We start from the raw sequence: 22,954 nt of genomic DNA, 5'->3' as shown, positions 1-22,954 counted from the left end.
GTCACGTCAGCATCCACCGATCCATGTTCCATCCCGTCCCGTTGCGCCCCAATCCGGCGACCACATTGTCGACCTGATCATTCCAATACCGCACGCGCGGAGCAGCGAACAACGGGATCGAGGCCACCTGCGCCCACGCATCGGTCTCGATGGTGCGGACCAGGCCGAGTCGCTCGGCCTCCAGATCCGCCACGGCGAGCTGATCGATGGCGGTGTTGACCTGCGGGTTGTTGAGGGTCGTCAGATTCAGCGGATCGCCGCCACGCAGCTGATAGGCGTCGCGAATCGGATCCGAGGACCCCGCCGCGGAAAACGAGGCGCCGCTCGCCACCAGCAGTGCATCCGCCTGCGATCCCAGCCCGCCGACGCCGGTGACCGACGACGCGGTGTCGGTCACGGTGATACCCGCCGAGGCGCAGGACGCGTTGATCGCGGCGACCATCTGGTTCCAGCGCGGGGTGGGCGCCAGGTAGCCGATGCGCACGGTGCGCGACGCCCGACGCGGGGTGCCGTCATCGGCGGTACCGGCCGCCTCCGCCAGCAGTGTTCGGGTGCGCCCGAGGTCGGGACGCTGATATTCGCGCCCGAACTCGCCGTTCAGCGAGGCTGCCAACTCATCACCAGGTGCCAGGACCCGCATGTTCCACATCTGCGCACCGCTGCCGAACTGCCGTGCCAGCCCGTCGCGGGGCACGCAGGATGCGAACGCCCGACGCACCCTGACGTCGGCGAACACGCCACGACCCGAGAGCACCAGGCCCTCGACGGCCAGTGCCTGTGATTCGGCCCCGTCGGTCGGACGTGGGCCGCCCTGGCCTCCGGCGAGACCGGCCGTCACATCGGCGACGTCGTACGCGCCGTCGGCCAGGCGTTGGGCGACGTCGTTGCCGCGGCCCCACATCGTGATCCGTGACGCCGCCGGACGGTCACCCCACCAGGTGTCGTTCGCCACCAGCACGAGGCCGCCGGAGGTGGAGTAACTCTCGAATCGGTAGGGCCCCGACGCCGGGAACCGACTGCGATCGAAATGTCCGGGAGTGAAGTCGAACCCGGTGTTCCAGGACTTCGCGATCCGTTCGATGACCGCACGGTTGCGCGCGCGGATCGGGTCGACGATGTTGGCCACCCCGGCGTCGCGGGCGACGACATGTGCCGGCAGGAGGGTGCCGGCACCGAACAGCGATGCCCAGTCCTGGTAGTCACGCCCGGCCGCGAACGTGACCGTGGCCGTTTTCGCTCCGGGGGTGCAATCGACCGAGTCGATGTCGCGGTAGCCGGCGGTGGTCGCGGGCGTGAAGTCGTCGAACCGGCCGCTCATCGCGGCCCAGGCCAGCACGATCTCATCGCACGTCAGCGGGACGCCGTCGGAGTACGTCGCTTTCGGGTTGAAGTCGTAGCGCAGCGTCAATCGGCCACCCGGCTCGCGGGTCACGGTTCCGATGTCACGGTCCGGAGTCACCTGCCCGGCATCGCCGAGGTAACTGAAACCGGGCAGCACGCGGGTGGTGGCCATCAGCACGCCGTTGGCGTTGCCCTCCCGGGTGTTGGCGTTGTAGGTGCTCAGCTTGGCGTCGACCGCATAGTCGATGGTCGGCGGTGGCGGATCGGAGCACGCCGACACCAGTGTCGCCGCCAGCGCCGCACCCACCACCACGACCAGCAGCCGCATCACCGTCGACCGGCGGCGCGTCGACCGCGCATCGTCCCCGCGCATGGTGCGCGAACCCCTCGTCACGAGTGCCGAGACTATCGCGTGCGGCGCCGTTTTCCGCTCGGCACGGCGGGGGTGTCGCCGGCGGCGGCCTGCCGCGCTCCCCCGGCCCGGCGCGTCCCGGGTGATCGGGCCGGACGTCGTCGTGCCGCGGAGTCACCGGCGTCGGGGTCCTCCCCCTTCTCGATCGCGGCGCGGCGCGCGAGCACCCGGGCGGTGTGCCGGGAGATGTCCTCGCGGCGTTCCTTCAGGGTGACCAGCAGCGGCGTGGCCAGGAACACCGATGAGTACGCACCGACCACCACACCGACCAGCTGGATCAGTGCGAGGTCCTTGAGCGTGCCGACGCCGAGCAACCAGACCGCGATCACCATGAGCGCGATGATCGGCAGCACCGAGATGACGGTGGTGTTGATCGAGCGCATCAGGGTCTGGTTGACGGCCAGGTTGGCCTGCTCGGCGTAGGTGCGGCGGGTGGTCTGCAGGACCGAACGGGTGTTCTCCGACACCTTGTCGAACACCACCACCGTGTCGTAGAGCGAGAAGCCGAGGATGGTGAGCAGGCCGATGACGGTGGCCGGGGTGACCTCGAATCCGACCAACGAGTACACACCCGCGGTCACGATGATGTCGAAGAACAGCGTTGCCAGCGCGGCGGTGGACATCTCCCGGTCGAAGCGGATCGCGATGTAGATGAACACGATCACCAGGAAGACCGCGAGCGCGATGAGCATCTTCTCGGTGATCTCGCGGCCCCAGGTGGAACTGACCTCCGAGATGCTGACGTCCTGCGCGGTGAGTTCGGGCCCGTAGGCGTCGGTCAGCGCCACGGTCACCGTCCGCGCCTGTTCCAGGGTCAACGCGTCGGTACGGACCTGGACGGTCTCACTGGAACCGGACCCCGCGGTCTGCACCGAATCCGGTGCGGTGCCGAGTGCCTTGCCGACGACATCCTCCACGGACTGGCTGCTGATGCCCTGCGACACCGGGATGGAGATCTGGGTGCCGCCCTCGAAGTCGATGCCGAAGCTGAACTGACGCACGCCGATGGAGATCACGCAGATCGCCAGGATCACCGCGGTGACGATGTACCACTGTCGGCGCTTGCCGATGACCTCGAAGGCGCCGGTGCCGGTGTAGAGCCGCGACAGGAAAGATCGCGAGGTGTCGGCCCGGAAGTCGGCGTCACTGCCGGTCGCCGGGGCGGTGGTTGTCGCGCCGTCGGTGTCGTTGGTGGTCTGACTGGCGCTGGTCATTTCGACGATCCTTTCGCCGATGCGTCGCCGGCCGGCGTGTCACCGGAGGCCTGGTCGGTGCCGGCACCGGCGGTGCCGGGTTGTTTGGTGAGGCTCGGCGACCCCGAGGTCGCCTCGGTGGTCGCAGCACCCCGAGCGCCGGCACCGGTCAACGCGCCCACCCGCTCGGCGCGTTCGGTGCGGCGCCTGCGGGCCACCTCACTGACCGCACCCAGGCCGTTGACGCCGGGTCGTGACAGGAACTCCGAGCGGCTGGCCAGCACGACCAGCGGATGGGTCACCAGGAAGACGACGACGATGTCGAGGATCGTCGTCAGACCCAGGGTGAAGGCGAATCCGCGGACCTCACCGACAGCCAGGATGTAGATGACCGCGGCGGCCAGGAAGCTGACCGCATTGCCCGACCAGATGGTGCGCCGCGCCGACGCCCAGCCGCGGGGTACCGCCGACCGGAAACTTCGTCCCTCGCGCATCTCGTCCTTGATGCGTTCGAAGTAGACGACAAAGGAGTCGGCAGTCATGCCGATACCGATGATCAGACCGGCGATACCGGCCAGATCGAGGGTGAAGCCGATCCAACGCCCCAGCAGCACGATGATGCCGTACACCATCACCAGTGACAGCAACAGCGACGCCACGGTGAGGAAGCCCAGCATCCGGTAGTAGGCCAGCGCATAGATCAACACCGCGATCAGGCCGATCGCGCCGGCGAGCAGACCCGCGCGCAACGACGACAATCCCAGGGTCGCCGACACGGTTTCGGCGTCGGAGGTCGAGAACGACAACGGCAGCGATCCGTACTTGAGCACATTGGCGAGGTCGGTGGCCTCGGATTCGCTGAACGGATTACCGCTGATCTGGGTGGCCCCGGTGATCGCCTGATTGATGACCGGTGCCGAGACGACCCGGGTGTCGAGGGTGAAGGCGGTCTGCTTGCCGACGTTCTGTGCGGTGTAGGTGGGCCAGAAGCTCGCCGCGTCGCCCTTGTACTCGAGGCTCACGATCCACTCACCGGTCTGTGGTTCGGTGCCCGCACTTGCCGACTTGATGTCGCGGCCGTCGATGATCTCCGGTCCGAGCAGGTACACGGTCTTGCCGTCGGTGGAGCAGGCCACCAGGTACTGGGAGGGATCGTCGTTGCCACGCAACGGATCGTTGGCGTCGGTTGAGCAGTCCATCTTGGCCATGTAGGCCGCGAGGGCATCGGTGTTGGAGTTCGCGGGGGCCTGCCGGTTCTTCTTCGCCTCGGTGATCTGGGCGGCGACCTGATCGGCCGGAAGATTCTCGGAGTTCTCGGAATCCTGCTGTTGATCGGCGGGCTGCGGGGTGGCCGCGGTCTGCTGTTCGACCGGTCGCACGTACAGCCGCGCCGTCTGGCCCAGCGACTTGGCCTGCGCGCCGTCCTTGCCGGGCACGGTGATGATCAGGTTGTTGCCACTGACCACGACCTCCGAGCCGCTGACGCCGAGTCCGTTGACGCGCTGCTCGATGATCTGTTTGGCCTGGTTGAGCTGATCGCGGTTGGGAGCCTGGCCGTTGTCGGTGCGAGCGGTCAGGGTGACGCGTGTGCCGCCCTGCAGGTCGATACCGAGCTTGGGCTCCGGCGAACCGCCCCCCGTGAAGAAGATCAGCAGGTACACCAGGACCAGCAACCCCACGAATGCGGTGAGCGGCTGCCACGGCGGGATCTCGCGCGCCGATGACCGGGCCCGTTTGCGTGTGGTGGGCTTCGCTGAATCCGAGTCCGGACGTGCCCGCCGACGCGAGCCCTTCGGTCCGGTCGTCCGGGGATCAGGTCCGCTCGGTGTGGGACCGCTCGCGCCGGTTCCGTCGGCGGAGGCCCCCTTCGATTCGGCCCCACGGGAAAAACTCACGAACTCGATCTCCTTTGATACGAACGTCGATCAGCGCAGTGTCGGCGGGAACGTGCGATCATCCCGGCCACTGTAGCGTCCCGCACACAGACACCCGCCCCCGGGAATCCCGGGGGCGGGGCAGGTGCGTCGCGGGTCACGCGACGCCGATGTCCTACTTCTCGGAATCGGCCGATTTGTCGTCGGAGGACTTGTTGAGGTTCGGGGTGTCCGAGGTGGTGTCGTCGGCAACCGCGTCGTCGAGGTCGTGATCATCGTCATCCTCGAGGGCGAACGGCGGGACATAGCCGGGGTAGGTGGCGGCGGCCTCCTCGGTCGGGACGACACGCATGACGGCCAGCCGGTTCCACCGTGTGACCAGGCCGGTGGCGATCTCCACGTCGACGTAGTCCGACGATGTTGCGTCGATCACGGTGCCGAACAGACCGCTGGAGAGCTGGATGCGGGTGCCGGTCTGCACCGAGTTCTGCATGTCCTGCATCTCGGCCGCACGCTTCTTCTGCTTGCGCATCGAGAAGACCATGAAACCGACCATCAAGACCAGCAGCAACGGGAGAAACAGAGATTCCGTCATCAGGAAACAAACGTCCTTGTCGTATCGAGAATGTCACCCGTGACGCTGCGTGGGAACCACGGGTCGCGGGGGTGCCGACAAGTGTGTGTCGGCATGCACTGTGTCCAGTGTGCCATGGCCATCACCGGTTCACTAAGGCCGTCATGTCGAGGTGGCCGCCGTCGGGGTGCCGGATTTGCCCGATCACAGCTCGTCGAACAGTGACGCGGTTCCGCCGTCGCGGGGTCGAACGCCGAAGGTGGCGTTGAGCGCGCCGGCCGGCGGTGTCAGGCCGAGGTGATGCCAGGCGGCCGCGGTGGCCACCCGCCCGCGTGGGGTGCGGGCCACCATCCCGGCCCGGACCAGGAACGGTTCGCAGACCTCCTCGACGGTTGCCGGTTCTTCGCCGACCGCGACGGCCAGCGTCGACACGCCGACGGGCCCACCGCCGAATCCCCTGATCAGGGCGTTGAGGACGGCTCGGTCGAGGCGGTCGAAGCCGAGTTCGTCGACGTCGTAGACAGCCAGGGCCGCGCGCGAGATGTCGACGGTGATGATCCCGTCGCCCCGTACCTCGGCGTAGTCGCGGACCCGGCGGAGCAGTCGGTTGGCGATGCGCGGGGTGCCGCGTGACCGGCTCGCGATCTCCGACGACGCGTCGGCCTGCAGGTCGAGACCGAGGATGCCCGCCGACCGTCGCAGCACCCGCACCAGCTCGTCGGTCTCGTAGAACTCCATGTGCGCGGTGAACCCGAAGCGATCACGCAGCGGCCCGGTCAGCGAGCCCGACCGCGTCGTCGCCCCGACCAGCGTGAACGGTGCGACGTCGAGCGGAATCGAGGTCGCACCGGGGCCCTTTCCGACCACGACGTCGACCCGGAAGTCCTCCATCGCCAGATACAACATCTCTTCGGCCGGCCGGGCGATGCGGTGGATCTCGTCGATGAACAGGACGTCACCCTCGACGAGGTTCGACAGCATCGCCGCGAGATCACCGGCTCGTTCCAGCGCGGGCCCCGACGTCACCCGGATCGCCGATCCCATCTCCCCGGCGATGATCATCGCCAGCGAGGTCTTGCCGAGCCCGGGTGGACCCGACAGCAGGATGTGGTCGGGGGTGCTCCCCCGCTTCTTCGCCCCGTGCAGCACGAGTTCGAGTTGTTCGCACACGCGGGGCTGACCGATGAAATCGGCCAGGGACCGCGGCCGCAACCCGGCGTCGAAATCGCCGTCGGCGCGCACCGGCAGCGCGCTGACCTCGCGTTCCTCCTCGGGTCCCGCCTGCTCGGGATACTCGCCGCTCATGCCGTCTTCCCCAGCAGGGCCAGAGATCGACGCAACGCCGCGGATGCGTCGGCGTCGGGCGACTCGGCCAGCACCGACGCGACCGCCTTCTCCGCGGGGGCCGCGGTGAATCCGAGTCCGATGAGTGCCTCGGTGACCTGCCCGGCGATCCCACCCGCGCCGACCGCACCCGACGCCGTCGCGGTGTCGGCGACCGGCCGGTCGACCTTGTCACGCAGTTCCACGACGAGACGTTCGGCCACCCGCTTGCCGATACCGGGCACCGAGGTCAGCGCCTTGGTGTCGGAATCGGCCAGCGCCCGCCGCAGCGCGTCGGGTTCGAGGACCGCAAGGGTCGCCATCGCGAGTCGGGGCCCGACCCCGGTGACTGTCTGCAGCAGCGCGAACAGGGCTCGGGCGTCGGGCTCGGTGAACCCGTACAGGGTCATCGAGTCCTCACGGACGATCATCGAGGTCAGCAGCGTCGCCTCCTCACCCCGGCGCAGCCGCGACAACGTGTCGGGTGTGGCCAGGACGCGATAGCCGACTCCGGCGCAGTCGAGGACGACGTGATCGAGCGCTACCTCCAGCACCGGCCCCCGTACCGAGGCGATCATCGCTTTCTCCCTTGTTGGGCCGCCGCCACCCGGCGACGGTGCGTCCGAGCGATCTCGTCGGCGCGTTGTTGCGCCTGCGCCATGCGCTCGATCATCGGGCCACGCCAGCAGTGACAGATGGCGAGGGCCAGGGCGTCGGCGGCATCGGCCGGACGCGGTTTGGTCTGCATCCCGAGGATGCGCGTCACCATCGAGGTGACCTGGGATTTGTCGGCGCGGCCGTTGCCGGTCACCGCGGCCTTCACCTCCGACGGCGTGTGAAATCGGACGGGCACATCACGTTGTCCGGCGGCGAGCGCGATCACCCCACCCGCCTGCGCCGTACCCATCGCGGTGGACACCTGGTTCTGCGCGAAGACCCGCTCGATCGCGACCACGTCGGGCTGATGGACGTCGAGCCAATGGCAGGCGGCGGAGTAGACCGCGAGCAGTCGTTGCGCCAGGTCCATGTCGGTGGGCGTGCGCACCACGTCGACGTCGAGGGCGGTCACCTGCCGACCACTCCCCGACTCGACCAGCGCGATGCCACACCGGGTCAAGCCCGGGTCGACGCCCATCACCCGCACGGTCACACACCTCTCTCCGCAAGACGAACAGCTGTTCGAGATGCTACCGGCGGCCACCGACAATGCAACGGATCGACACGACCCCGATTCGCGCCGGGGAGAATGTCCGGTGATGACGCATTACACCCCGATCGATCCCGATGGTCTCGTCGAGATGTGCGCGCAGACCTGCCTGGACCTCGACGGCGCGTCGATCGTCGGCGTCGACGGCGCGTCGCCGGCCCGGCCGGAATCGATCGCCGAGGCCATCGCGGCGACTCTGCGGGCGCGCGGCCGTGCCGCCGCGGTGATCCGGGTGATCGATTACCTCCGTCCCGCATCCCTCCGGCTGGAGTGGGGTGCCCACGACGTCGAGAGCTTCCGGACGTCGTGGTACGACTACCCGGCCCTGCGCCGCGAGGTGCTCGACGGTCTCCGACACCATCGACGGTGGCTGCCGCGACTCTGGGATGGCCACTCCGACAGATCTTTTCGCGATCAACGGCAGCACGCGACCGACGACCAGATACTTCTCGTCGCCGGCCCCATGGTGCTGCGCGAGGATCTCGACCTCGATCTGGGCATCGCACTGCGGATGAGCCCGCCCACGCTGCGTCGACGGTTGCCGCCGGACGAGCACTGGACGATCGCCGCGCTCATGGAGCAGCAGGAACTCGGGCCGCCGCCCGACATCGAGGTGCGCTACGACCATCCCGAACGACCGGCCATCGCCATCCGATGACACCGGGAGTCCGGCATCGCCGGGTGCATGTCGAGCGCGCCGGTCGGGTCAGGCGTCGAGTTCGGCGAGCACCTCGTCGCTCACGTCAACATTGCTGTAGACGTTCTGCACGTCGTCGGAGTCCTCGAGCGCGTCGATCAGCTTGAACACCTTGCGGGCACCCTCGGCGTCCACGGGAACCTCCACCGACGCCCGGAAATCGGCCTCGGCGGATTCGTAGTCGATGCCGGCGTCCTGCAGTGCGGTGCGTACGGCCACCAAATCGGTGGGTTCGCTGACCACCTCGAAGGTCTCACCGAGGTCGTTGACCTCTTCGGCCCCGGCATCCAGAACGGCCATCAGCACGTCGTCCTCGGACTGCCCGGCCTTCTCGAGCGTCACCACACCCTTGCGGGTGAACAGGTACGCCACCGAACCCGGATCCGCCATGTTGCCGCCGTTGCGGGTCATCGCCGTGCGCACCTCGCCGGCCGCACGATTGCGGTTGTCGGTGAGGCACTCGATCAGGATCGCGACGCCGTTGGGCCCGTAGCCCTCGTAGGTGATGGTCTGCCAGTCGGCGCCGCCCGCCTCTTCGCCGCCGCCGCGCTTGCGTGCGCGTTCGATGTTGTCATTGGGTACCGAGCTCTTCTTGGCCTTCTGGATCGCGTCATAGAGCGTCGGATTGCCCGCCGGATCGCCACCACCGGTTCGCGCCGCGACCTCGATGTTCTTGATCAACTTGGCGAACATCTTGCCGCGCTTGGCATCGATGACGGCCTTCTTGTGCTTGGTGGTGGCCCATTTGGAATGGCCGCTCATACGCTCTACCCGATCCTTCCGGCACTGACGTGCCCAACTCTCGATGACTCAGTGCGCCACCCCAGCCGTGACCGGTATCACGGTCGTGGGCGCACAACCTGACAGGTGAGTCTACCGGCGGACCATGTCGACGAAGTAGGCATGCACACGTCTGTCGCCGGTGACCTCCGGATGGAAGGACGTGGCGAGGACATCACCCTGGCGTACCGCGACCACCCGGCCGGCCGCGGGACCGTCCGGGACACGGGCGAGGACCTCGACGCCGTCGCCGGTCGATTCGACCCAGGGTGCCCGGATGAACACCGCACGCATGAGGGTCGCGTCGGTGATCCCGGCTACCTCGAGATCGGTCTCGAAGGACTCAACCTGACGTCCGAAAGCGTTGCGCCGCACGGTGATGTCGAGAGCGTCGAGGTGGCGTGCGTCGGCCCGGGTGTCCAGGATCGACGACGCCAGCATGATCATGCCGGCGCACGATCCGTACGCGGGCATGCCCTCGGCAAGGCGCTGCCGGAGCGGACCGTAGAGGTCGAACACCCCGAGCAATTTACTCATCGTCGTCGACTCCCCACCCGGGATGACCAGGCCGTCGACGGAGTCGAGTTCGGCACGTCGGCGGACGGCGAGCGCGTCGGCACCTGCCTCGGTCAGCGCGGCCAGATGCTCACGCACATCCCCCTGCAGAGCCAGCACACCGATACGAGGCGCGCTCACCGCTCCTGCCGCGCGTGCTGGTCGGCGGGCATGGTGCGGCCGAGTCGGGTCAGCCCCTCTTGGGTGACCGCGGCGACCATCTGGCCGGCACGGTCGAAGATGCGTCCCTGCGTGAGGGCTCGCCCACCGCCGGCCGACGGCGAGGTCTGGTCGTAGAGCAGCCACTCATCGGCGCGGAAGGGGCGCAGAAACCACATGGCGTGATCGAGGGAGGCGACCTGCGGCGTCACGTCGGGATGGGGCACCCGTGACGATCCGAGCAGAGTCATGTCGCTCATGTAGGCCAGCGTGCACACGTGGATCGTCTGGTCGTCGGGCAAGGGATGGCGGTAGCGGAACCACACCCGCTGCTGCGCGGCGAAATACTCGTTGGTGATCATCTGCTCGGCCGGCACGACCCGGATGTCGAAGTTCGTCCACTCCCGCAGGACCGCCTGTTCCTCGACGCTCAGATCGTCTGCGCGATCCGGCAATTCGTCGGGATTCGGCGCCGGGGGCATCCGGTCCTGGTGTTCGATGCCGTGATCGCTGGTCACGTGGAAGGACGCGGACATGGTGAAGATGGCCTCGCCGTTCTGGATTCCGGTCACGCGCCTGGTGGCAAAGGACCGTCCGTCGCGGACGCGGTCGACGAGGAAGACCGCTGGGATGTCGGGATTGCCCGGGCGGAGGAAGTACCCGTGGAGCGAATGCACCGCGAACTCGTCGCCGACGGTGCGAGTCGCCGAGACCAACGATTGCCCGGCAACCTGTCCGCCGAAGGTCCGCTGGAGATGGCTCTCGAACGCCCCACCCCGGTAGATGTCGGTCTCGATGCGCTCGACGCGCAGGATGTCCTCGATGTCTGCCACCGGACAAGTATCGCGCACCGTGCCCGGACCCTGCGACGCGGCGTCAACCCGGTTGCGACGCCGCGTCCCTGTCACAGCTCGTCGAGACGAACCAGTCCGTCCTGCACCGCGCGGGCCACGAGCGCCGCCTTGGTCGGCGCGGTGCGGCCGAGTTCGGCGTACTTGGCGCGGATACGGGTCAGGTGGGTGTTCACGGTGCCCAGGGAGATGAACAGTTCCTGCGCGACCGCGGGCTTGGAGTCGACCATCAGCCAGGTACGCAGCACCTCGACCTCACGGGTGGTCAGGTTCGGGCGCGGCAGCTCCGGGACCTCGGGGGCCTGCGGCTCGCGGGCCTCGGGGACCAGGTGAATCCGGGGCTCGGCGACGGGAGCGGCCTGCTGACCGGGCAGCGGCATCCGACGTGCGGCCAGACGGGCCAGAGCCTCGGTGCGACGCCGATCGGCCTCGGCGCGACGACGGGCGGCCTGGGCGAGGTTGCCGGCGGGGATGTGCGAAACAACTGCGGTCATCGTGTGCTCCTGTGCGTGTCGTGTGTCTTCTGGTTGGTGGGCTCGGTTACCCGATACACAAGACGTTATGAGCGTTTCGCAAGAAGGTCGATGGGGAGAACTCCCCTGCCCATGGGTAGTTCTACCCATGGAATACGTGCAGGTCAGAGGGGGTGCTCGGACGAGATTCCCGGACCATACCCATGGTCCCCATCGCGACTACCCACTGCGCTCCCCTGTCATTCCCTCAACTCGGACACGGAACCGCCACAACGTTGACAGCGCTCACCACAACGTTGACAGCGCTCACCACAACGTTGACAGCGCTTAACCTCAAGAAGCCTGAGCGCGGTCACCGTGTCCGAGAGTGCGGTCAACCGGATACCGGGCGCCGTCAACGTGTCCGACAGCGCTGTCAACGCGCCTCAGAGCGCCGTCAACGTGTCCGAGAGCGCCGTCAGCTCGCGGCGTTGCGGGCCGCTTCCTCGTCGATCAACGGGAGATCGTCGCGGGTCACGATGCGCGAGGAGATGGCGTACTCGATCAGCCGTGCCCGACGATTGCTCGCGAGCTTTCCGCCACCGGCACGCATCCCGCTGACCCCGAGTTGATCGAGTTTGTCGCAGACGTTGTCGAGTTTGCGGTTGAACTTCGTCAGCGGCCAGCCCAGTCGGGCAGCGGCTTTCGCCGACGACGGGATCGCGCTGGCACCGGTGCCCTCACGACGCAGGATCTCCTCGGCCAGCACCACGATGAGCAGCTTCTGACTCTCGGTGAGCATCGGCACGCCCTCGGTGGTGCGTCCGACGGCGAAGGACTGTTCGGTGACCGGCCGCACCTGCGGCGCCGTCGCGTAGACGATCAGCTCGTAAGTGGTGGGTCCGGCGGTGAACACGACGGTGGTCTCCCCGAACACGAGCGGCATACGCGCCCCCGGCCCGAGGGTCGCGGAGAATCCGACGTCGCCGGCGGACACACTCGCCGACAGGTGACTGCCGAGATTGGTGAGCCACCACAGTCCGTTTTCGTTGTGCAGCAACAGAAATCGACGATGGAGATATGGATTGTCATCGACGGAGAGATCGGCCTCACGACCGATGGTGAATCGACGGTCCCCGGGCAGCGGAAATCGCTCGCCGCAGTAGTCGACGTACGTCATCCCCGGCGGTACCGATGTGCCGCTCCCGGTGGGTTCGTACTCAGGAACCATTCAACTCGTCCCGATCATTTCTCCGTTGTCGGCGCGGCGTCCGGTGCGTCGTCATCGGAATCATCCGTCCCGTCCGAAGCCGTCTCGGAATCCGAGGTGACCGAATCGGTTTCGTCCGGCTCGGTTTCGCTCGGCCCGGCGTCGTCCGCGGTCATCGGCGTGTCGGACGCATCCGACGCATCGGCCTCCGATTCCTCCCCGTCGACGATCGGTATCTGCAGCGTGGCCACCGACTCGTGGACCTCGACGACGATGACGGTCACATTGTCGTGGGCGCCGAGTTCGAGGGCTGCCTCGACGAGGTCGTCGGCAGCGCGTTCGGCGGTGTCGGCGTCACCGAGGATCCGCGCGATCTCGTCGTCAGGCAGTTCCCCGGTCAGCCCGTCCGAGCACATCAGCAGGATGTCACCGGGTAAGGCGACGGTGCTGAAGTAGTCGGCCACCGGATCGATCATCCCCGCACCGAGGGCACGGGTGATCACGTTGCGGCGCGGATCGGTTCGCGCCGCCTCGGGCGTCAGGAAACCCGCGTCGATGAAGTCCTGGACCTGCGAGTGATCGCGGGTGAGCTGTTGCAGGGTGCCGTGCTGATACCGGTAGGTCCGGGAATCCCCGATGTTGAGGATCAGCCAGTGCGGTTCACCCTCGACGGTCACCAGCAACGCCCCGGTGGTGGTGGTCCCGGCCCGGCGTTCCGACGAGGTCTCGATCTCCGAGATACGCGTCTGCGCCTCGTCGAGCAGATCGATCAGTGATTTCTGGGTCTCGATCAGTTCCCCGGCACCGTCGGCCGCCGACAGGGTGAGCAGGGCGGCCTCGCTGGCCAGTTCACCGCTGTCGTGGCCCCCCATGCCGTCGGCGAGCAGGTACTTGCCCGGCATCACCAGCGCAGCGTCCTCGTTGGTTTCCCGCACCCGACCGACGCTGCAGCGCACCGCCCATTCCAGCCGCAAATTCTGGACGAAATGGGTGCCCGCCGTCGCCGCATCACGGACGATGCTCACCGAATCCATGGTCAGCAGATCCTACCGGCGCCGACGCCGAAACAGTCAGCAGGCCACACCGAGTTGACGCTGTTCATCCGACTGGCGCCGCTACCAACCGCGCTCGGCGAGGCGGTGCGGAGCCGGGATGTCGTCGACGTTGATGCCGACCATCGCCTCCCCCAAGCCGCGGGAGACCTTGGCGAGCACATCCGGGTCGTCGTGGAAGGTGGTGGCCTGCACGATGGCCGCCGCGCGCTGCGCGGGGTTGCCGGACTTGAAGATGCCCGAACCGACGAACACGCCCTCGGCACCGAGTTGCATCATCATCGCGGCGTCGGCCGGTGTGGCGATGCCACCGGCGGTGAACAACGTCACGGGCAGCTTGCCGGCTCGCGCGACCTCGACGACCAGCTCATACGGCGCCTGCAGTTCCTTCGCCGCGACGTAGAGCTCGTCGGCGGGCAGGGAGGTCAGGCGACGGATCTCGTCGCGGATCTTGCGCATGTGGGTCGTCGCGTTGGACACGTCGCCGGTGCCGGCCTCGCCCTTCGAGCGGATCATCGCCGCGCCCTCGGTGATACGTCGAAGTGCCTCACCGAGATTGGTCGCACCACAGACGAACGGAACCGTGAAGGCGAACTTGTCGATGTGGTTCGCGTAGTCGGCCGGGGTGAGCACCTCGGACTCGTCGATGTAGTCCACGCCGAGGCTCTGCAGAATCTGGGCCTCGACGAAGTGCCCGATGCGCGCCTTGGCCATCACCGGGATGGACACCGCGCTGATGATTCCGTCGATCATGTCGGGATCACTCATCCGCGACACCCCACCCTGGGCGCGGATGTCGGCGGGCACACGCTCGAGGGCCATGACCGCCACCGCACCGGCATCCTCGGCGATCTTGGCCTGGTCGGGTGTGACCACGTCCATGATGACGCCGCCCTTGAGCATCTCGGCCATTCCCCGCTTGACCCGGGCAGTCCCCAGACCTGATTCCGTGATGGGGGTGTTCGGTTGGCTCACTGATGCTCTCCTGCTTCTCGTTCTCGCATGTCCGCGCGCCGCGAACGTCTCCGATCCAGGATAGGCGAGGGTCATTGGATGATGATCGCCGGTCCGGACGCCGGACGACGGTGCCGACGCAATCGGGCAAACAGCGCCGAGGTTCAGCTCGGGGTCACCCGCTCGACGATCTCGAAGTACTCGGGTCGTTTGGCCGTGCCCCCGAGTCGCAGCAGCCGCACGAGCCGACGGTCGGCGAGGCTGCGGGTGTCACGGACGGCATCGTTGTAGAAGCGTCGCGCCATCATCACCCGGGTTTCGGCGTCGGCGAGTTCGGCCACCAGCGCCGGTGGGCGCGCGGCGGGATCGCGGTGCCCCAGGGCCACCGACAGTTCGTTCTCGGCGTCCTCGCGCCGATCCCGCGCGGCGTGTTCGGCGGCATCGGCACGCGCGACCAGCGTCCGGGCGGCGGCACGGGTGTCGGCGTCACCGGAGTCGTCCATCCAAGCGGCGATCGCCCGCACGACGACGGTCCGCCGTTCCAGCGCCGCCTCCAGTGCCTGCCAGGCGAGGTCGACGCGGACATTGAGGCGGTCGAGTCGATTGGCGCGCCCGTAGGCCCAGCCACCGACGATGACCACCACGATGGTCGCCACGACGAGGAGCACGGTCACAGCCGTCGACATGATCGCCCTCCCTGGATCCCGGTCGCGCCGCGATGGCCGGCGGCGATGTCGTCACCGCACATCAGTCCGACACCACGACGGACCCGGCGCCCACGGTGACCGTCTCGTAGACGCGCATGATCTGGTCGGCGACCCGCGACCAGTCGTACCGATCCGCTCGCGCGCGACCGGCCGCCACCTGCGCGGCGCGGGCGTCGTCGTCGGAGAGCAGGCCCACGATGGCCTCGGCCAGTTCGTCGGCGGCGCCGACGCCGACCAGGGTGCCTGCCCGCCCGTCGTCGAGCACCCGCCGGAACGCATCGAGCTTGCTCGCGACGACCGCCGCGCCCGCGGCCATGGCCTCCACCAGCACGATGCCGAAACTCTCACCGCCCAGATTCGGGGCGCAGTACACGTCGGTCGATGCCAACGCCCGCGCCTTCGTGTCGTCGTCGACCTGCCCGAGGAACACGAGGTGATCGGCGAGGTCGCCGGCCCGCCGCCGCAACGCCTTCTGATTGCCACCGCCGACCACCAGCACCCGCAGGTCGGGGAAGGCCGCGACGACCGTCGGCAGCGCCCGCATCAGGATGTCGATGCCCTTGCGGGGTTCGTCGAAGCGTCCCAGGAACAGCACCGACCGCCCCGGCCACGGATAACCGTCGAGCGGTTGGGCAGTCGCGAATGACGCCACGTCGACGCCGTTGGGAATCTCGACCGCATCGGAGCCGAGGGACTCCATCTGCCAGCGACGGGCGAGTTCACTGACCGCGATCTTGCCCGCGATCCGTTCGTGGTACGGGCGCAGGGCACCCTGAAAAGTGCTGAGCCACAACGATCGTGACGTCGAGGTGTGGAATGTCACGACGATCGGACCGGATGCCACCATCAGCGCCATCATCGACAGACTGGGTGAATTCGGTTCGTGCACATGCAGAACATCGAAATGGTTGTCGGCGATCCAGCGGCGCAGGCGCCGATATCCGTTGGGGCTGAAGTTCACTCGCGAGACCGACCCGTTATACGGGATCGCCAGGGCGCGCCCGCCCGCGACCACGTAGTCGGGTAGCTCGTCGGCGTGATCGGTCGGCGCGATCACACTCACGAAGTGGCCGCGCTCGATGAACACCTGGGCCAGTTCCACGACGTGTGCCTGGACACCGCCGGGGACGTCGAAGGAGTACGGGCACACCATCCCGATTCTCATGTGGCCCCCTGCACCCGGGCGCGCTGGCGGTCGGTCCAGTCGGCCTCCCACAGTGGCTGCAACATGTGCCAGTCGGTCGGGTGCGCGGCGATGTTGGCGGCGAAGGCATCGGCCAGCGCCTGGGTGGCGGCCTCGACGCCGACCGACACGTCGATCTCCTGACCACAGCTGATCTGCGAATACGGCGCCTCGGTGAACCAATGATGCACCGGCAGCAGGCCGGCGCCGGTCTCGATCGCCAGCCGCGCCGACCCGGCGGGCATCCGGGTGCGCTCACCGAAGAAGGTGACCGGCACGCCATGGCGGGCGATGTCGCGTTCACCGAGCAAACAGACGATGCCGCCGGCCCGCAGACGCTGCGCGAGCAGGCCGAACGGGGGTTGTTCGCCCCCGGAGAGCGGGAAGATCTCGAAACCCAGCGACTCGCGGTACTCGACGAACCGCCGGAACAGCGACTCCGGATTCAGGCGTTCGGCGACGGTGGCGAAGTTGCCCCGATTCTGGACCAGCCAAACCCCGGCCATGTCCCAGTTCCCGGTGTGCGGCAACGCCAGGATCGCACCCTTTCCGCGATCGAGGATGGCGTCGAGACGAACCTGGTCGTCGGCGGGTACGTCGACCGTGGCGGCGGTGGCGACGAAATCCTGCGCCGGTAGACGGAATGCCTCGTACCAGTACCGCGCGTAGGAGCGCATGGCGTCCTCGACAAGGTCGTCGGGTACCTGCGCGGGAGGCGTCCCGATCACGCGGGCCAGGTTGCGCCGCAACTGTTCCGGGCCGCCGTCGCGGCGCCCGGCGAACGCCCCGCCACGGTCGAACAACGCCCGCGCAAGACAGTCGGGTGCGTGGCGTACCCCCGCCCAGCCGGCCCGATACCCCAGGTCGGTCAGCTCCGCGCGGACACGCTCAAGCATCGGCGCCGGTGGAGTCGGTGCCCGCGGTACCGGCGGTGCCGTTGCCGCCGGAGTCCCCGGCATCGCTGTCCGGAGCGGCCGGCGCGGCCAGCGGAATCAACTCCCGCGCCCCCGGCGAGGCGGCGATCGAGAACATCCGCTGACCCACCGTGATCACGCTGCCCACAGCGAGCAGCCACATCGCCACGTGGATCGCCCACCACAGACCCAGACCGGTGAATCCCGCACCGACCAACACGATGATGAGGCGATCGGGCCGTTCGATGAGGCCACCGTCGCCGTACAGCCCGGCCGCCTCGGCGCGGGCCTTGGCGTAGGAGATCACCTGCGAGGTGACCAGGCAGATCAGCGTGGCGATGAACAGCAACTGATGCGGCTCGGTCCACACGCACCACCAGGCCAGTCCGGCGAAGATCGCGCCGTCGGCGATGCGGTCGCAGGTGGCGTCGAGCACCGAACCGAAGCGGGTGCCACCACCGCGGGCACGGGCCATCGCACCGTCGAGCATGTCGAACATCACGAACAGCCAGATGACCAGGGTGCCGATGAACAGATGCCCCATCGGGAACAGGGTCACCGCCGCAGCGATCGTGGCGACGGTGCCGATCACCGTCATCATGTCGGGTGTGAGCCCGGTACGCAGCAGGGCGCGACCGATCGGCAGGGTCACCTTCGACACCGAAGCGCGGCCCAGGATGCTCAGCACCGATGTACTCCTTCCCGCCCGGTACGCGAGGGACTCATCGCTGTTCTCCCGTGTCGGCGGTGTCGGCGTGCGCGGTCCATGCGTCGGCGAGCAGCGCGCGGGTGTCGCGGAGCAATTGCGGCATCACCTTGGCCCCACCGACGACGGTGATGAAATTCGCATCACCCACCCACCGAGGCACGATGTGCTGATGCAGGTGTTCGGCCAGTGACCCGCCGGCCGCGTAGCCGAGGTTGAGTCCCACGTTGAACGCGTTCGGATTCGACACCGACTTGATGATGCGGATCATTCGCTGGGTGAACGCCATCAACTCCGCCGACTCCCCCGGGGTCAGTGCCTCCAGGTCGGCGACCTGCCGATACGGGACGATCATGGTGTGCCCCGGGTTGTACGGGTACAGGTTGAGGACCGCATACACGTGCTCACCGCGGGCCACGATCAACCCGTCCTCGTCACTCATGGTGGGGATGTCGAGGAACGGATGGCCGGACGAGGTCGTCGCCGGCGGATCGGCCGTGATGTAGGTCATCCGATGCGGACTCCACAGCCGCTGCAGCCGGTCCGGATCGCCGGTACCGCAGTCCCGGATCGTCGACCCGGACTCGCCCGCGTCGTCAGCCATCGGTGCTCCCACCCGCCTCGTCGGCGGAGGTCGGGTCGGTGAGGATCAGGTCCCCGCTCGGTGACTCGTTGCGTCGCGATGCCACCCATTCGGCGATGACGTCGACGGCCTGCGCCGTCGGCACCCCATTGACCTGGGTACCGTCGCGGAATCGGAAGCTCACCGCGCCGGCGGCGACGTCGCGTTCGCCCGCGAGCAGCATGAACGGCACCTTTCCGGTGGTGTGGGTGCGGATCTTCTTCTGCATGCGGTCGTCAGAGTAATCGACTTCGGCGCGGATGCCGCGCTTCTTCAGCTCGGCGATCACCGCCTGCAGGTGATCGACGAACGCTTCAGCGACCGGGATACCCACCACTTGCACCGGCGCGAGCCAGGCCGGGAAAGCGCCGGCGTAGTGCTCGGTGAGAACGCCGAAGAATCGTTCGATCGAGCCGAACAGGGCGCGATGGATCATCACCGGGCGGTGCTTGCCGCCATCGGCACCGGTGTATTCGAGACCGAATCGCTCGGGCAGATTGAAGTCGAGCTGGATGGTCGACATCTGCCAGGTGCGCCCGAGCGCGTCCTTCACCTGCACCGAGATCTTCGGCCCGTAGAACGCCGCACCACCGGGATCGGGCACCAGATCCAACCCCGATTCCCGGGCGACCTCGGCGAGGGTTTCGGTGGCCTCGTCCCACGTGGCGTCGTCGCCGACGGATTTCTCGGGATTCCTCGTCGACAACTCCAGGTAGAAATCGTCGAGGCCATAATCCTTGAGCAGGTCGAGGACGAAGGTCAGCAACGAGCGCAACTCATCGCGCATCTGTTCGCGGGTGCAATAGATGTGCGCGTCGTCCTGGGTGAAACCGCGAGCCCGGGTCAGGCCATGGATGACGCCGGACTTCTCGTAGCGGTACACCGTGCCGAATTCGAAGAGTCGAAGCGGGAGCTCACGATAGGACCGACCTCGCGAACCGAAGATCAGGTTGTGCATCGGGCAGTTCATCGGCTTGAGGTAGTAGTCCTGCGCCGGTTTGCGGACCGAACCGTCCTCGTTGTACTCGGCGTCGAGCTGCATCGGAGGAAACATGCCCTCGGCGTACCAGTCGAGGTGTCCGGACACCTCGTACAGATGGCCCTTGGTGATGTGCGGGGTGTTGACGAATTCGTAGTCCGCCTCGATATGCCGCTTACGCGAGTAGTCCTCCATCTCGGTGCGGATGATCCCGCCCTTGGGATGGAAAACCGGCAACCCCGATCCGAGTTCGTCGGGGAAGCTGAACAGGTCGAGCTCGGCACCGAGCTTGCGGTGATCGCGCCGTTCGGCCTCGGCGAGCAACTCGAGGTAGGTGTCCTGCGCCTCCGACGATTCCCACGCGGTCCCGTAGATGCGCTGCAGGTCGGCGTTGGCCTGGTCACCGCGCCAGTACGCCGCCGAGCTGCGGGTCAGCCGAAATGCGGCGATGTACTTGGTGGTGGGAACGTGCGGACCACGGCACAGGTCGCACCAGATGCGTTCTCCGGTGCGGGGATTGAGGTTGTCGTAGGCGGTGAGTTCGGCCCCGCCGACCTCCATGACCTCGCTGTCGGCGGCGGCACCCTTGTCGTCGATGAGCTCGAGTTTGAACGGTTCCTTGGCCAGCTCCATCCGCGCCTCGTCCTTGGAGGTGTAGACACGGCGAGAGAACCGCTGACCCGATTTGATGATCTGCTTCATCTTCTTCTCGAGCGCGGCGAGATCGTCGGAGGTGAAGGGTTCGGCGACCTCGAAGTCGTAGTAGAAGCCGTCCTTGATCGGCGGTCCGATCCCCAGCTTGGCCTCCGGGAACAGCTCTTGCACGGCCTGGGCGAGGATGTGGGCGGTTGAGTGCCGGATGACCGAGCGCCCGGCCTCGGTATTGGCGGCGACGGGTTCGACGTCGGTGTCGAGTTCCGGCGTCCACGACAGATCCCGCAGGTCGCCGGCGGCGTCGCGCACCACGACGATGGCCTCGGGCCCCTTGTTGGGCAGGTCGTGCTCACGCAGCGCGGTGCCCGCGGTGGTCCCGGCAGGCACACGCACGGTGGCTGGGTGACTCACGGTGACATCGTCGGGCACGGGGACGCTCCTCGATACAGGGCCGGTTCGTTCACTCACGCACCGGCGACTTTGCGGTTCGACGTTGATCGTATCCGCGTGAGGTACCCCGGTTTGCCACCGGATGGGCGGAATTCACCAGCCGCGGTACGCGACACCGACTCGACCCGCTCGCCCACGGGCCGGGTTCACAGGATGGGGCTCTGCGCCCACCCGGCATTGACGTCGAACCATCCGGCGAGCGTCCCGAACACGCCGAGCATCCACAGCGAGCCGACCACGACGGCGCAGGTTCCCAGCCCGAGGAGACCCTGGACCGACCAGTGCCGCCGCTTCATCCACTCGATCCACGCGTCGTATTTCGCGCGCGCAAACTTCAGCAGGCGGTGCGCCCAGTCGAATTCCGACGCGAGAATGCCGAGACCGATGAACACGATGACCCACCCGGGACCGGGATACGGGATAGCGAAGATGCCGACGGCCAGGACCAGGGCACCGAGCACTCCGACGGAGATCCGATAGGTGAGATTCAGCCGAGGATCGCGCCGGACGATGTAGCGGCGTTTGCGCGCCCAGATCCGGAGTCGTTGCCAGGCCCGCACTGTCGGCTGTCCTCCTATGTCGTGGTGGGGACTCCAGGATAGCGGCCGGGATCGTCGGTGATGTCGGGGTTCGGGCCCTCACCGGAGCCGGTGCCGACACAACCGGGAGCGCCGCGGTGTGCGACGACGAGCGTGACGATGATCGTCCCGAGCAGAACCGCCGGATAGGCACCCGAATACGCCACCACGGCGAGTGAGTCGTACCAGTGCACATCGGCCCAGCGCGGCATCATGAACACGCCGATCGCGATGGCGTGATCGGAGCCGTGATACGGCCCGCTGTCCCACCAGTTGTAGGACCACGCAAACGAACACACAGCGATGCCCACCGGGCCCAGCCACCACCACCAGCGACCACGGCCGTCCCGCGTACCTCGATAGGCAGCCTCGACGGCGACCACGAGCAACGGTACGAACCACACCCAGTGATGCCCCCACGAGAACGGTGAAACCGTCGCCCCGGTCATCGCGGCGATCGTGACCGAGAGCAGTCGCCACCCCCGGCGGTAGGCGACCACCGCTGCCCAGAGCCCGAGCACGGCGGCGATCAGCGCGATCGGAATCCAGAGCCACGGCGGCGCTTCGTAGACCGTCCCCCCGTCGGGATAGGCGTGGCGGAAGCGGCTGATGTCGAAGTAGGCCAACAACTGCGACAGAAATCCGTTCACCGACTGATTGGCGGGCGAATCGACCCGCCCGACCCGCGACGCACCACCGACGTAGTCGGTCCAGTAATCGAGGGCGTCGCCGGGGATGACGATGAAGCCGACGACAACGGTCGCGAGAAACGCAGCGCCCGCAACCACGGCGGCCCGGAACCGCCGCACCGCGAGGAGGTAAACCACCATGAATGCCGGGGTGAGTTTGAGTCCGGCGGCGATGCCCACGCCTGCGCCACGCAGCTTCGAGCGAGGTTTCCGCAGGTCGCAGAAGACGAGGTCGGCGAGAACGATCAACATCAGGAAGATGTTGATCTGACCGAGCCAGATGGTCGTTCGCACAGGCTCGAGTGCCGTCACCGACACGGCCGCCACCAACGCGAACAGCCACAGACGACGATCGGCCCGATATCCCAGCGACCGGAATCCCAGGATCACGACGGCCACCAGTGCGAGATAGATCGCGGCCCACCACACAATCTTCGCCACGGGTAGGGACATGAGGGCAAAAGGCACGAACACCACTGCGGCAAACGGCGGATAGGTGAATTCCAGCCGAGACCACACCGGGTGTTGGTAGAGCGAAGTCTCGTGGACGACGGTGTCCGCGCCGGCGCGGTACACCTTCAGGTCGGTCATGTTGTGGAACAGCCCGTAGAACGGATTCGAGTGCGGGATGACGGTGACCTGCCAGATCACGACCGCTACGGCGACGACCGCGCCACTGACGACCAGCCCCCAGCCGATCGATCGGCGATTCCCGCGGTCGGTGGATGTGGTGCGGTTGACCGACATGCCACTACCGTACGACGCTTACCGCGCAGCTCAGAACACATATCGTCGTGGCGTTCCGGTTGCCGGAGAATTCCGCCGGGAATTGCCGGAA

The 22,954-nt window shown here is 67.4% G+C and carries 23 protein-coding genes; 1 reads left to right on the top strand and 22 read right to left on the bottom strand.

Going from position 1 to position 22,954, the window contains the following annotated elements:
• Position 1 precedes the first annotated feature (1 nt).
• The 7 genes from ACWETB_RS08455 to ruvC form a co-directional block, all read right to left on the bottom strand.
• Positions 2–1,714: an ABC transporter substrate-binding protein gene (locus ACWETB_RS08455; protein ID WP_452210573.1), complete on the bottom strand. Its 1,713-nt coding sequence runs from the start codon at positions 1,712–1,714 to the stop codon at positions 2–4.
• A 32-nt stretch (positions 1,715–1,746) separates the two neighbouring features.
• Positions 1,747–2,967: a protein translocase subunit SecF gene (secF, locus tag ACWETB_RS08450; protein WP_449742970.1), complete on the bottom strand. Its 1,221-nt coding sequence runs from the start codon at positions 2,965–2,967 to the stop codon at positions 1,747–1,749.
• Positions 2,964–4,841, bottom strand: a complete 1,878-nt coding sequence (secD, locus tag ACWETB_RS08445) for a protein translocase subunit SecD (RefSeq protein WP_452210516.1) — start codon at positions 4,839–4,841, stop codon at positions 2,964–2,966. Before secD ends, secF begins: the two co-directional genes overlap by 4 nt.
• 154 nt (positions 4,842–4,995) lie before the next feature.
• The gene (gene yajC / locus ACWETB_RS08440) at positions 4,996–5,415 is read right to left on the bottom strand and encodes a preprotein translocase subunit YajC (protein WP_452210514.1); all 420 of its coding nucleotides are present in this window, start codon (positions 5,413–5,415) and stop codon (positions 4,996–4,998) included.
• 183 nt (positions 5,416–5,598) lie between these two features.
• Entirely contained in the window at positions 5,599–6,699 is a 1,101-nt protein-coding gene (gene ruvB / locus ACWETB_RS08435; RefSeq protein ID WP_449742972.1) for a Holliday junction branch migration DNA helicase RuvB, read from the bottom strand.
• Positions 6,696–7,295, bottom strand: coding sequence for a Holliday junction branch migration protein RuvA (gene ruvA / locus ACWETB_RS08430; protein WP_449742973.1), 600 nt, complete (start codon positions 7,293–7,295; stop codon positions 6,696–6,698). Before ruvA ends, ruvB begins: the two co-directional genes overlap by 4 nt.
• Positions 7,292–7,861 (bottom strand): crossover junction endodeoxyribonuclease RuvC, encoded by a 570-nt coding sequence (gene ruvC / locus ACWETB_RS08425; RefSeq protein WP_449743007.1) that lies wholly within the window; start codon positions 7,859–7,861, stop codon positions 7,292–7,294. The genes ruvA and ruvC overlap by 4 nt, the downstream gene beginning before the upstream one ends.
• Positions 7,862–7,973: 112 nt before the next feature.
• Between ruvC and ACWETB_RS08420 the strand changes: the two genes are divergently transcribed.
• A complete protein-coding gene (locus ACWETB_RS08420; RefSeq protein ID WP_452210511.1) occupies positions 7,974–8,582 on the top strand; it encodes a hypothetical protein in 609 nt (202 codons plus the stop codon).
• A 48-nt stretch (positions 8,583–8,630) separates the two neighbouring features.
• Here the strand turns inward: ACWETB_RS08420 and ACWETB_RS08415 are convergent, their stop codons facing one another.
• From ACWETB_RS08415 to ACWETB_RS08345, 15 genes are all read right to left on the bottom strand, one after another.
• Positions 8,631–9,383 carry a YebC/PmpR family DNA-binding transcriptional regulator gene (locus ACWETB_RS08415; RefSeq protein ID WP_348803648.1) on the bottom strand — a complete coding sequence of 251 codons (753 nt, stop codon included), beginning with the start codon at positions 9,381–9,383 and terminating at the stop codon, positions 8,631–8,633.
• Between the two features lie 111 nt (positions 9,384–9,494).
• The gene (gene pdxT / locus ACWETB_RS08410) at positions 9,495–10,097 is read right to left on the bottom strand and encodes a pyridoxal 5'-phosphate synthase glutaminase subunit PdxT (RefSeq protein WP_452210509.1); all 603 of its coding nucleotides are present in this window, start codon (positions 10,095–10,097) and stop codon (positions 9,495–9,497) included.
• Positions 10,094–10,948 carry an acyl-CoA thioesterase gene (locus ACWETB_RS08405; RefSeq protein WP_348803646.1) on the bottom strand — a complete coding sequence of 285 codons (855 nt, stop codon included), beginning with the start codon at positions 10,946–10,948 and terminating at the stop codon, positions 10,094–10,096. The genes pdxT and ACWETB_RS08405 overlap by 4 nt, the downstream gene beginning before the upstream one ends.
• Before the next feature lie 71 nt (positions 10,949–11,019).
• On the bottom strand, positions 11,020–11,460 hold the full coding sequence (locus tag ACWETB_RS08400; RefSeq protein ID WP_348803645.1) for a response regulator transcription factor: 441 nt from the start codon (positions 11,458–11,460) through the stop codon (positions 11,020–11,022).
• A 436-nt stretch (positions 11,461–11,896) separates the two neighbouring features.
• On the bottom strand, positions 11,897–12,649 hold the full coding sequence (locus ACWETB_RS08395; RefSeq protein ID WP_348803644.1) for an FHA domain-containing protein: 753 nt from the start codon (positions 12,647–12,649) through the stop codon (positions 11,897–11,899).
• A gap of 14 nt (positions 12,650–12,663) precedes the next feature.
• On the bottom strand, positions 12,664–13,662 hold the full coding sequence (locus ACWETB_RS08390) for a PP2C family protein-serine/threonine phosphatase (RefSeq protein ID WP_452210507.1): 999 nt from the start codon (positions 13,660–13,662) through the stop codon (positions 12,664–12,666).
• A gap of 81 nt (positions 13,663–13,743) precedes the next feature.
• The gene (pdxS, locus tag ACWETB_RS08385) at positions 13,744–14,592 is read right to left on the bottom strand and encodes a pyridoxal 5'-phosphate synthase lyase subunit PdxS (RefSeq protein ID WP_449743008.1); all 849 of its coding nucleotides are present in this window, start codon (positions 14,590–14,592) and stop codon (positions 13,744–13,746) included.
• 206 nt (positions 14,593–14,798) lie between these two features.
• On the bottom strand, positions 14,799–15,320 hold the full coding sequence (locus ACWETB_RS08380; RefSeq protein WP_449742975.1) for an NUDIX hydrolase: 522 nt from the start codon (positions 15,318–15,320) through the stop codon (positions 14,799–14,801).
• A 61-nt stretch (positions 15,321–15,381) separates the two neighbouring features.
• Entirely contained in the window at positions 15,382–16,506 is a 1,125-nt protein-coding gene (locus tag ACWETB_RS08375) for a glycosyltransferase family 4 protein (RefSeq protein WP_452210504.1), read from the bottom strand.
• The gene (locus ACWETB_RS08370; RefSeq protein WP_452210502.1) at positions 16,503–17,420 is read right to left on the bottom strand and encodes a phosphatidylinositol mannoside acyltransferase; all 918 of its coding nucleotides are present in this window, start codon (positions 17,418–17,420) and stop codon (positions 16,503–16,505) included. The genes ACWETB_RS08375 and ACWETB_RS08370 overlap by 4 nt, the downstream gene beginning before the upstream one ends.
• Positions 17,413–18,126, bottom strand: coding sequence for a phosphatidylinositol phosphate synthase (gene pgsA / locus ACWETB_RS08365; protein WP_449742978.1), 714 nt, complete (start codon positions 18,124–18,126; stop codon positions 17,413–17,415). The genes ACWETB_RS08370 and pgsA overlap by 8 nt, the downstream gene beginning before the upstream one ends.
• Positions 18,127–18,160: 34 nt before the next feature.
• A complete protein-coding gene (locus ACWETB_RS08360) occupies positions 18,161–18,748 on the bottom strand; it encodes an HIT family protein (RefSeq protein WP_452210500.1) in 588 nt (195 codons plus the stop codon).
• Complete coding sequence (thrS, locus tag ACWETB_RS08355) at positions 18,741–20,828, bottom strand: threonine--tRNA ligase (protein ID WP_452210498.1); 2,088 nt, start codon at positions 20,826–20,828, stop codon at positions 18,741–18,743. The genes ACWETB_RS08360 and thrS overlap by 8 nt, the downstream gene beginning before the upstream one ends.
• A gap of 167 nt (positions 20,829–20,995) precedes the next feature.
• A complete protein-coding gene (locus ACWETB_RS08350) occupies positions 20,996–21,409 on the bottom strand; it encodes a TIGR02611 family protein (RefSeq protein WP_449742981.1) in 414 nt (137 codons plus the stop codon).
• 14 nt (positions 21,410–21,423) lie between these two features.
• Positions 21,424–22,863, bottom strand: a complete 1,440-nt coding sequence (locus ACWETB_RS08345; RefSeq protein ID WP_449742982.1) for a glycosyltransferase 87 family protein — start codon at positions 22,861–22,863, stop codon at positions 21,424–21,426.
• Between the last annotated feature and the right edge of the window lie 91 nt (positions 22,864–22,954).

It is taken from the genome of Gordonia sp. NPDC003950, assembly GCF_053605205.1.
Note: the sequence above shows the minus strand (reverse complement) of the source record. Positions and strands in the feature narration are given on the sequence as shown.

What these genes read in the sequence shown, in the direction of transcription:
- ACWETB_RS08455 (WP_452210573.1), bottom strand. Translation starts at nt 1,714, where the DNA reads ATGCGCGGGGACGATGCGCGGTCGACGCGCCGCCGGTCGACGGTGATG.
- secF (WP_449742970.1), bottom strand. Translation starts at nt 2,967, where the DNA reads ATGACCAGCGCCAGTCAGACCACCAACGACACCGACGGCGCGACAACC.
- yajC (WP_452210514.1), bottom strand. Translation starts at nt 5,415, where the DNA reads ATGACGGAATCTCTGTTTCTCCCGTTGCTGCTGGTCTTGATGGTCGGT.
- ruvB (WP_449742972.1), bottom strand. Translation starts at nt 6,699, where the DNA reads ATGAGCGGCGAGTATCCCGAGCAGGCGGGACCCGAGGAGGAACGCGAG.
- ruvA (WP_449742973.1), bottom strand. Translation starts at nt 7,295, where the DNA reads ATGATCGCCTCGGTACGGGGGCCGGTGCTGGAGGTAGCGCTCGATCAC.
- ACWETB_RS08420 (WP_452210511.1), top strand. Translation starts at nt 7,974, where the DNA reads ATGACGCATTACACCCCGATCGATCCCGATGGTCTCGTCGAGATGTGC.
- ACWETB_RS08415 (WP_348803648.1), bottom strand. Translation starts at nt 9,383, where the DNA reads ATGAGCGGCCATTCCAAATGGGCCACCACCAAGCACAAGAAGGCCGTC.
- ACWETB_RS08400 (WP_348803645.1), bottom strand. Translation starts at nt 11,460, where the DNA reads ATGACCGCAGTTGTTTCGCACATCCCCGCCGGCAACCTCGCCCAGGCC.
- ACWETB_RS08395 (WP_348803644.1), bottom strand. Translation starts at nt 12,649, where the DNA reads ATGGTTCCTGAGTACGAACCCACCGGGAGCGGCACATCGGTACCGCCG.
- ACWETB_RS08390 (WP_452210507.1), bottom strand. Translation starts at nt 13,662, where the DNA reads ATGGATTCGGTGAGCATCGTCCGTGATGCGGCGACGGCGGGCACCCAT.
- pdxS (WP_449743008.1), bottom strand. Translation starts at nt 14,592, where the DNA reads ATGGCCGAGATGCTCAAGGGCGGCGTCATCATGGACGTGGTCACACCC.
- ACWETB_RS08380 (WP_449742975.1), bottom strand. Translation starts at nt 15,320, where the DNA reads ATGTCGACGGCTGTGACCGTGCTCCTCGTCGTGGCGACCATCGTGGTG.
- ACWETB_RS08375 (WP_452210504.1), bottom strand. Translation starts at nt 16,506, where the DNA reads ATGAGAATCGGGATGGTGTGCCCGTACTCCTTCGACGTCCCCGGCGGT.
- ACWETB_RS08370 (WP_452210502.1), bottom strand. Translation starts at nt 17,420, where the DNA reads ATGCTTGAGCGTGTCCGCGCGGAGCTGACCGACCTGGGGTATCGGGCC.
- ACWETB_RS08360 (WP_452210500.1), bottom strand. Translation starts at nt 18,748, where the DNA reads ATGGCTGACGACGCGGGCGAGTCCGGGTCGACGATCCGGGACTGCGGT.
- ACWETB_RS08345 (WP_449742982.1), bottom strand. Translation starts at nt 22,863, where the DNA reads ATGTCGGTCAACCGCACCACATCCACCGACCGCGGGAATCGCCGATCG.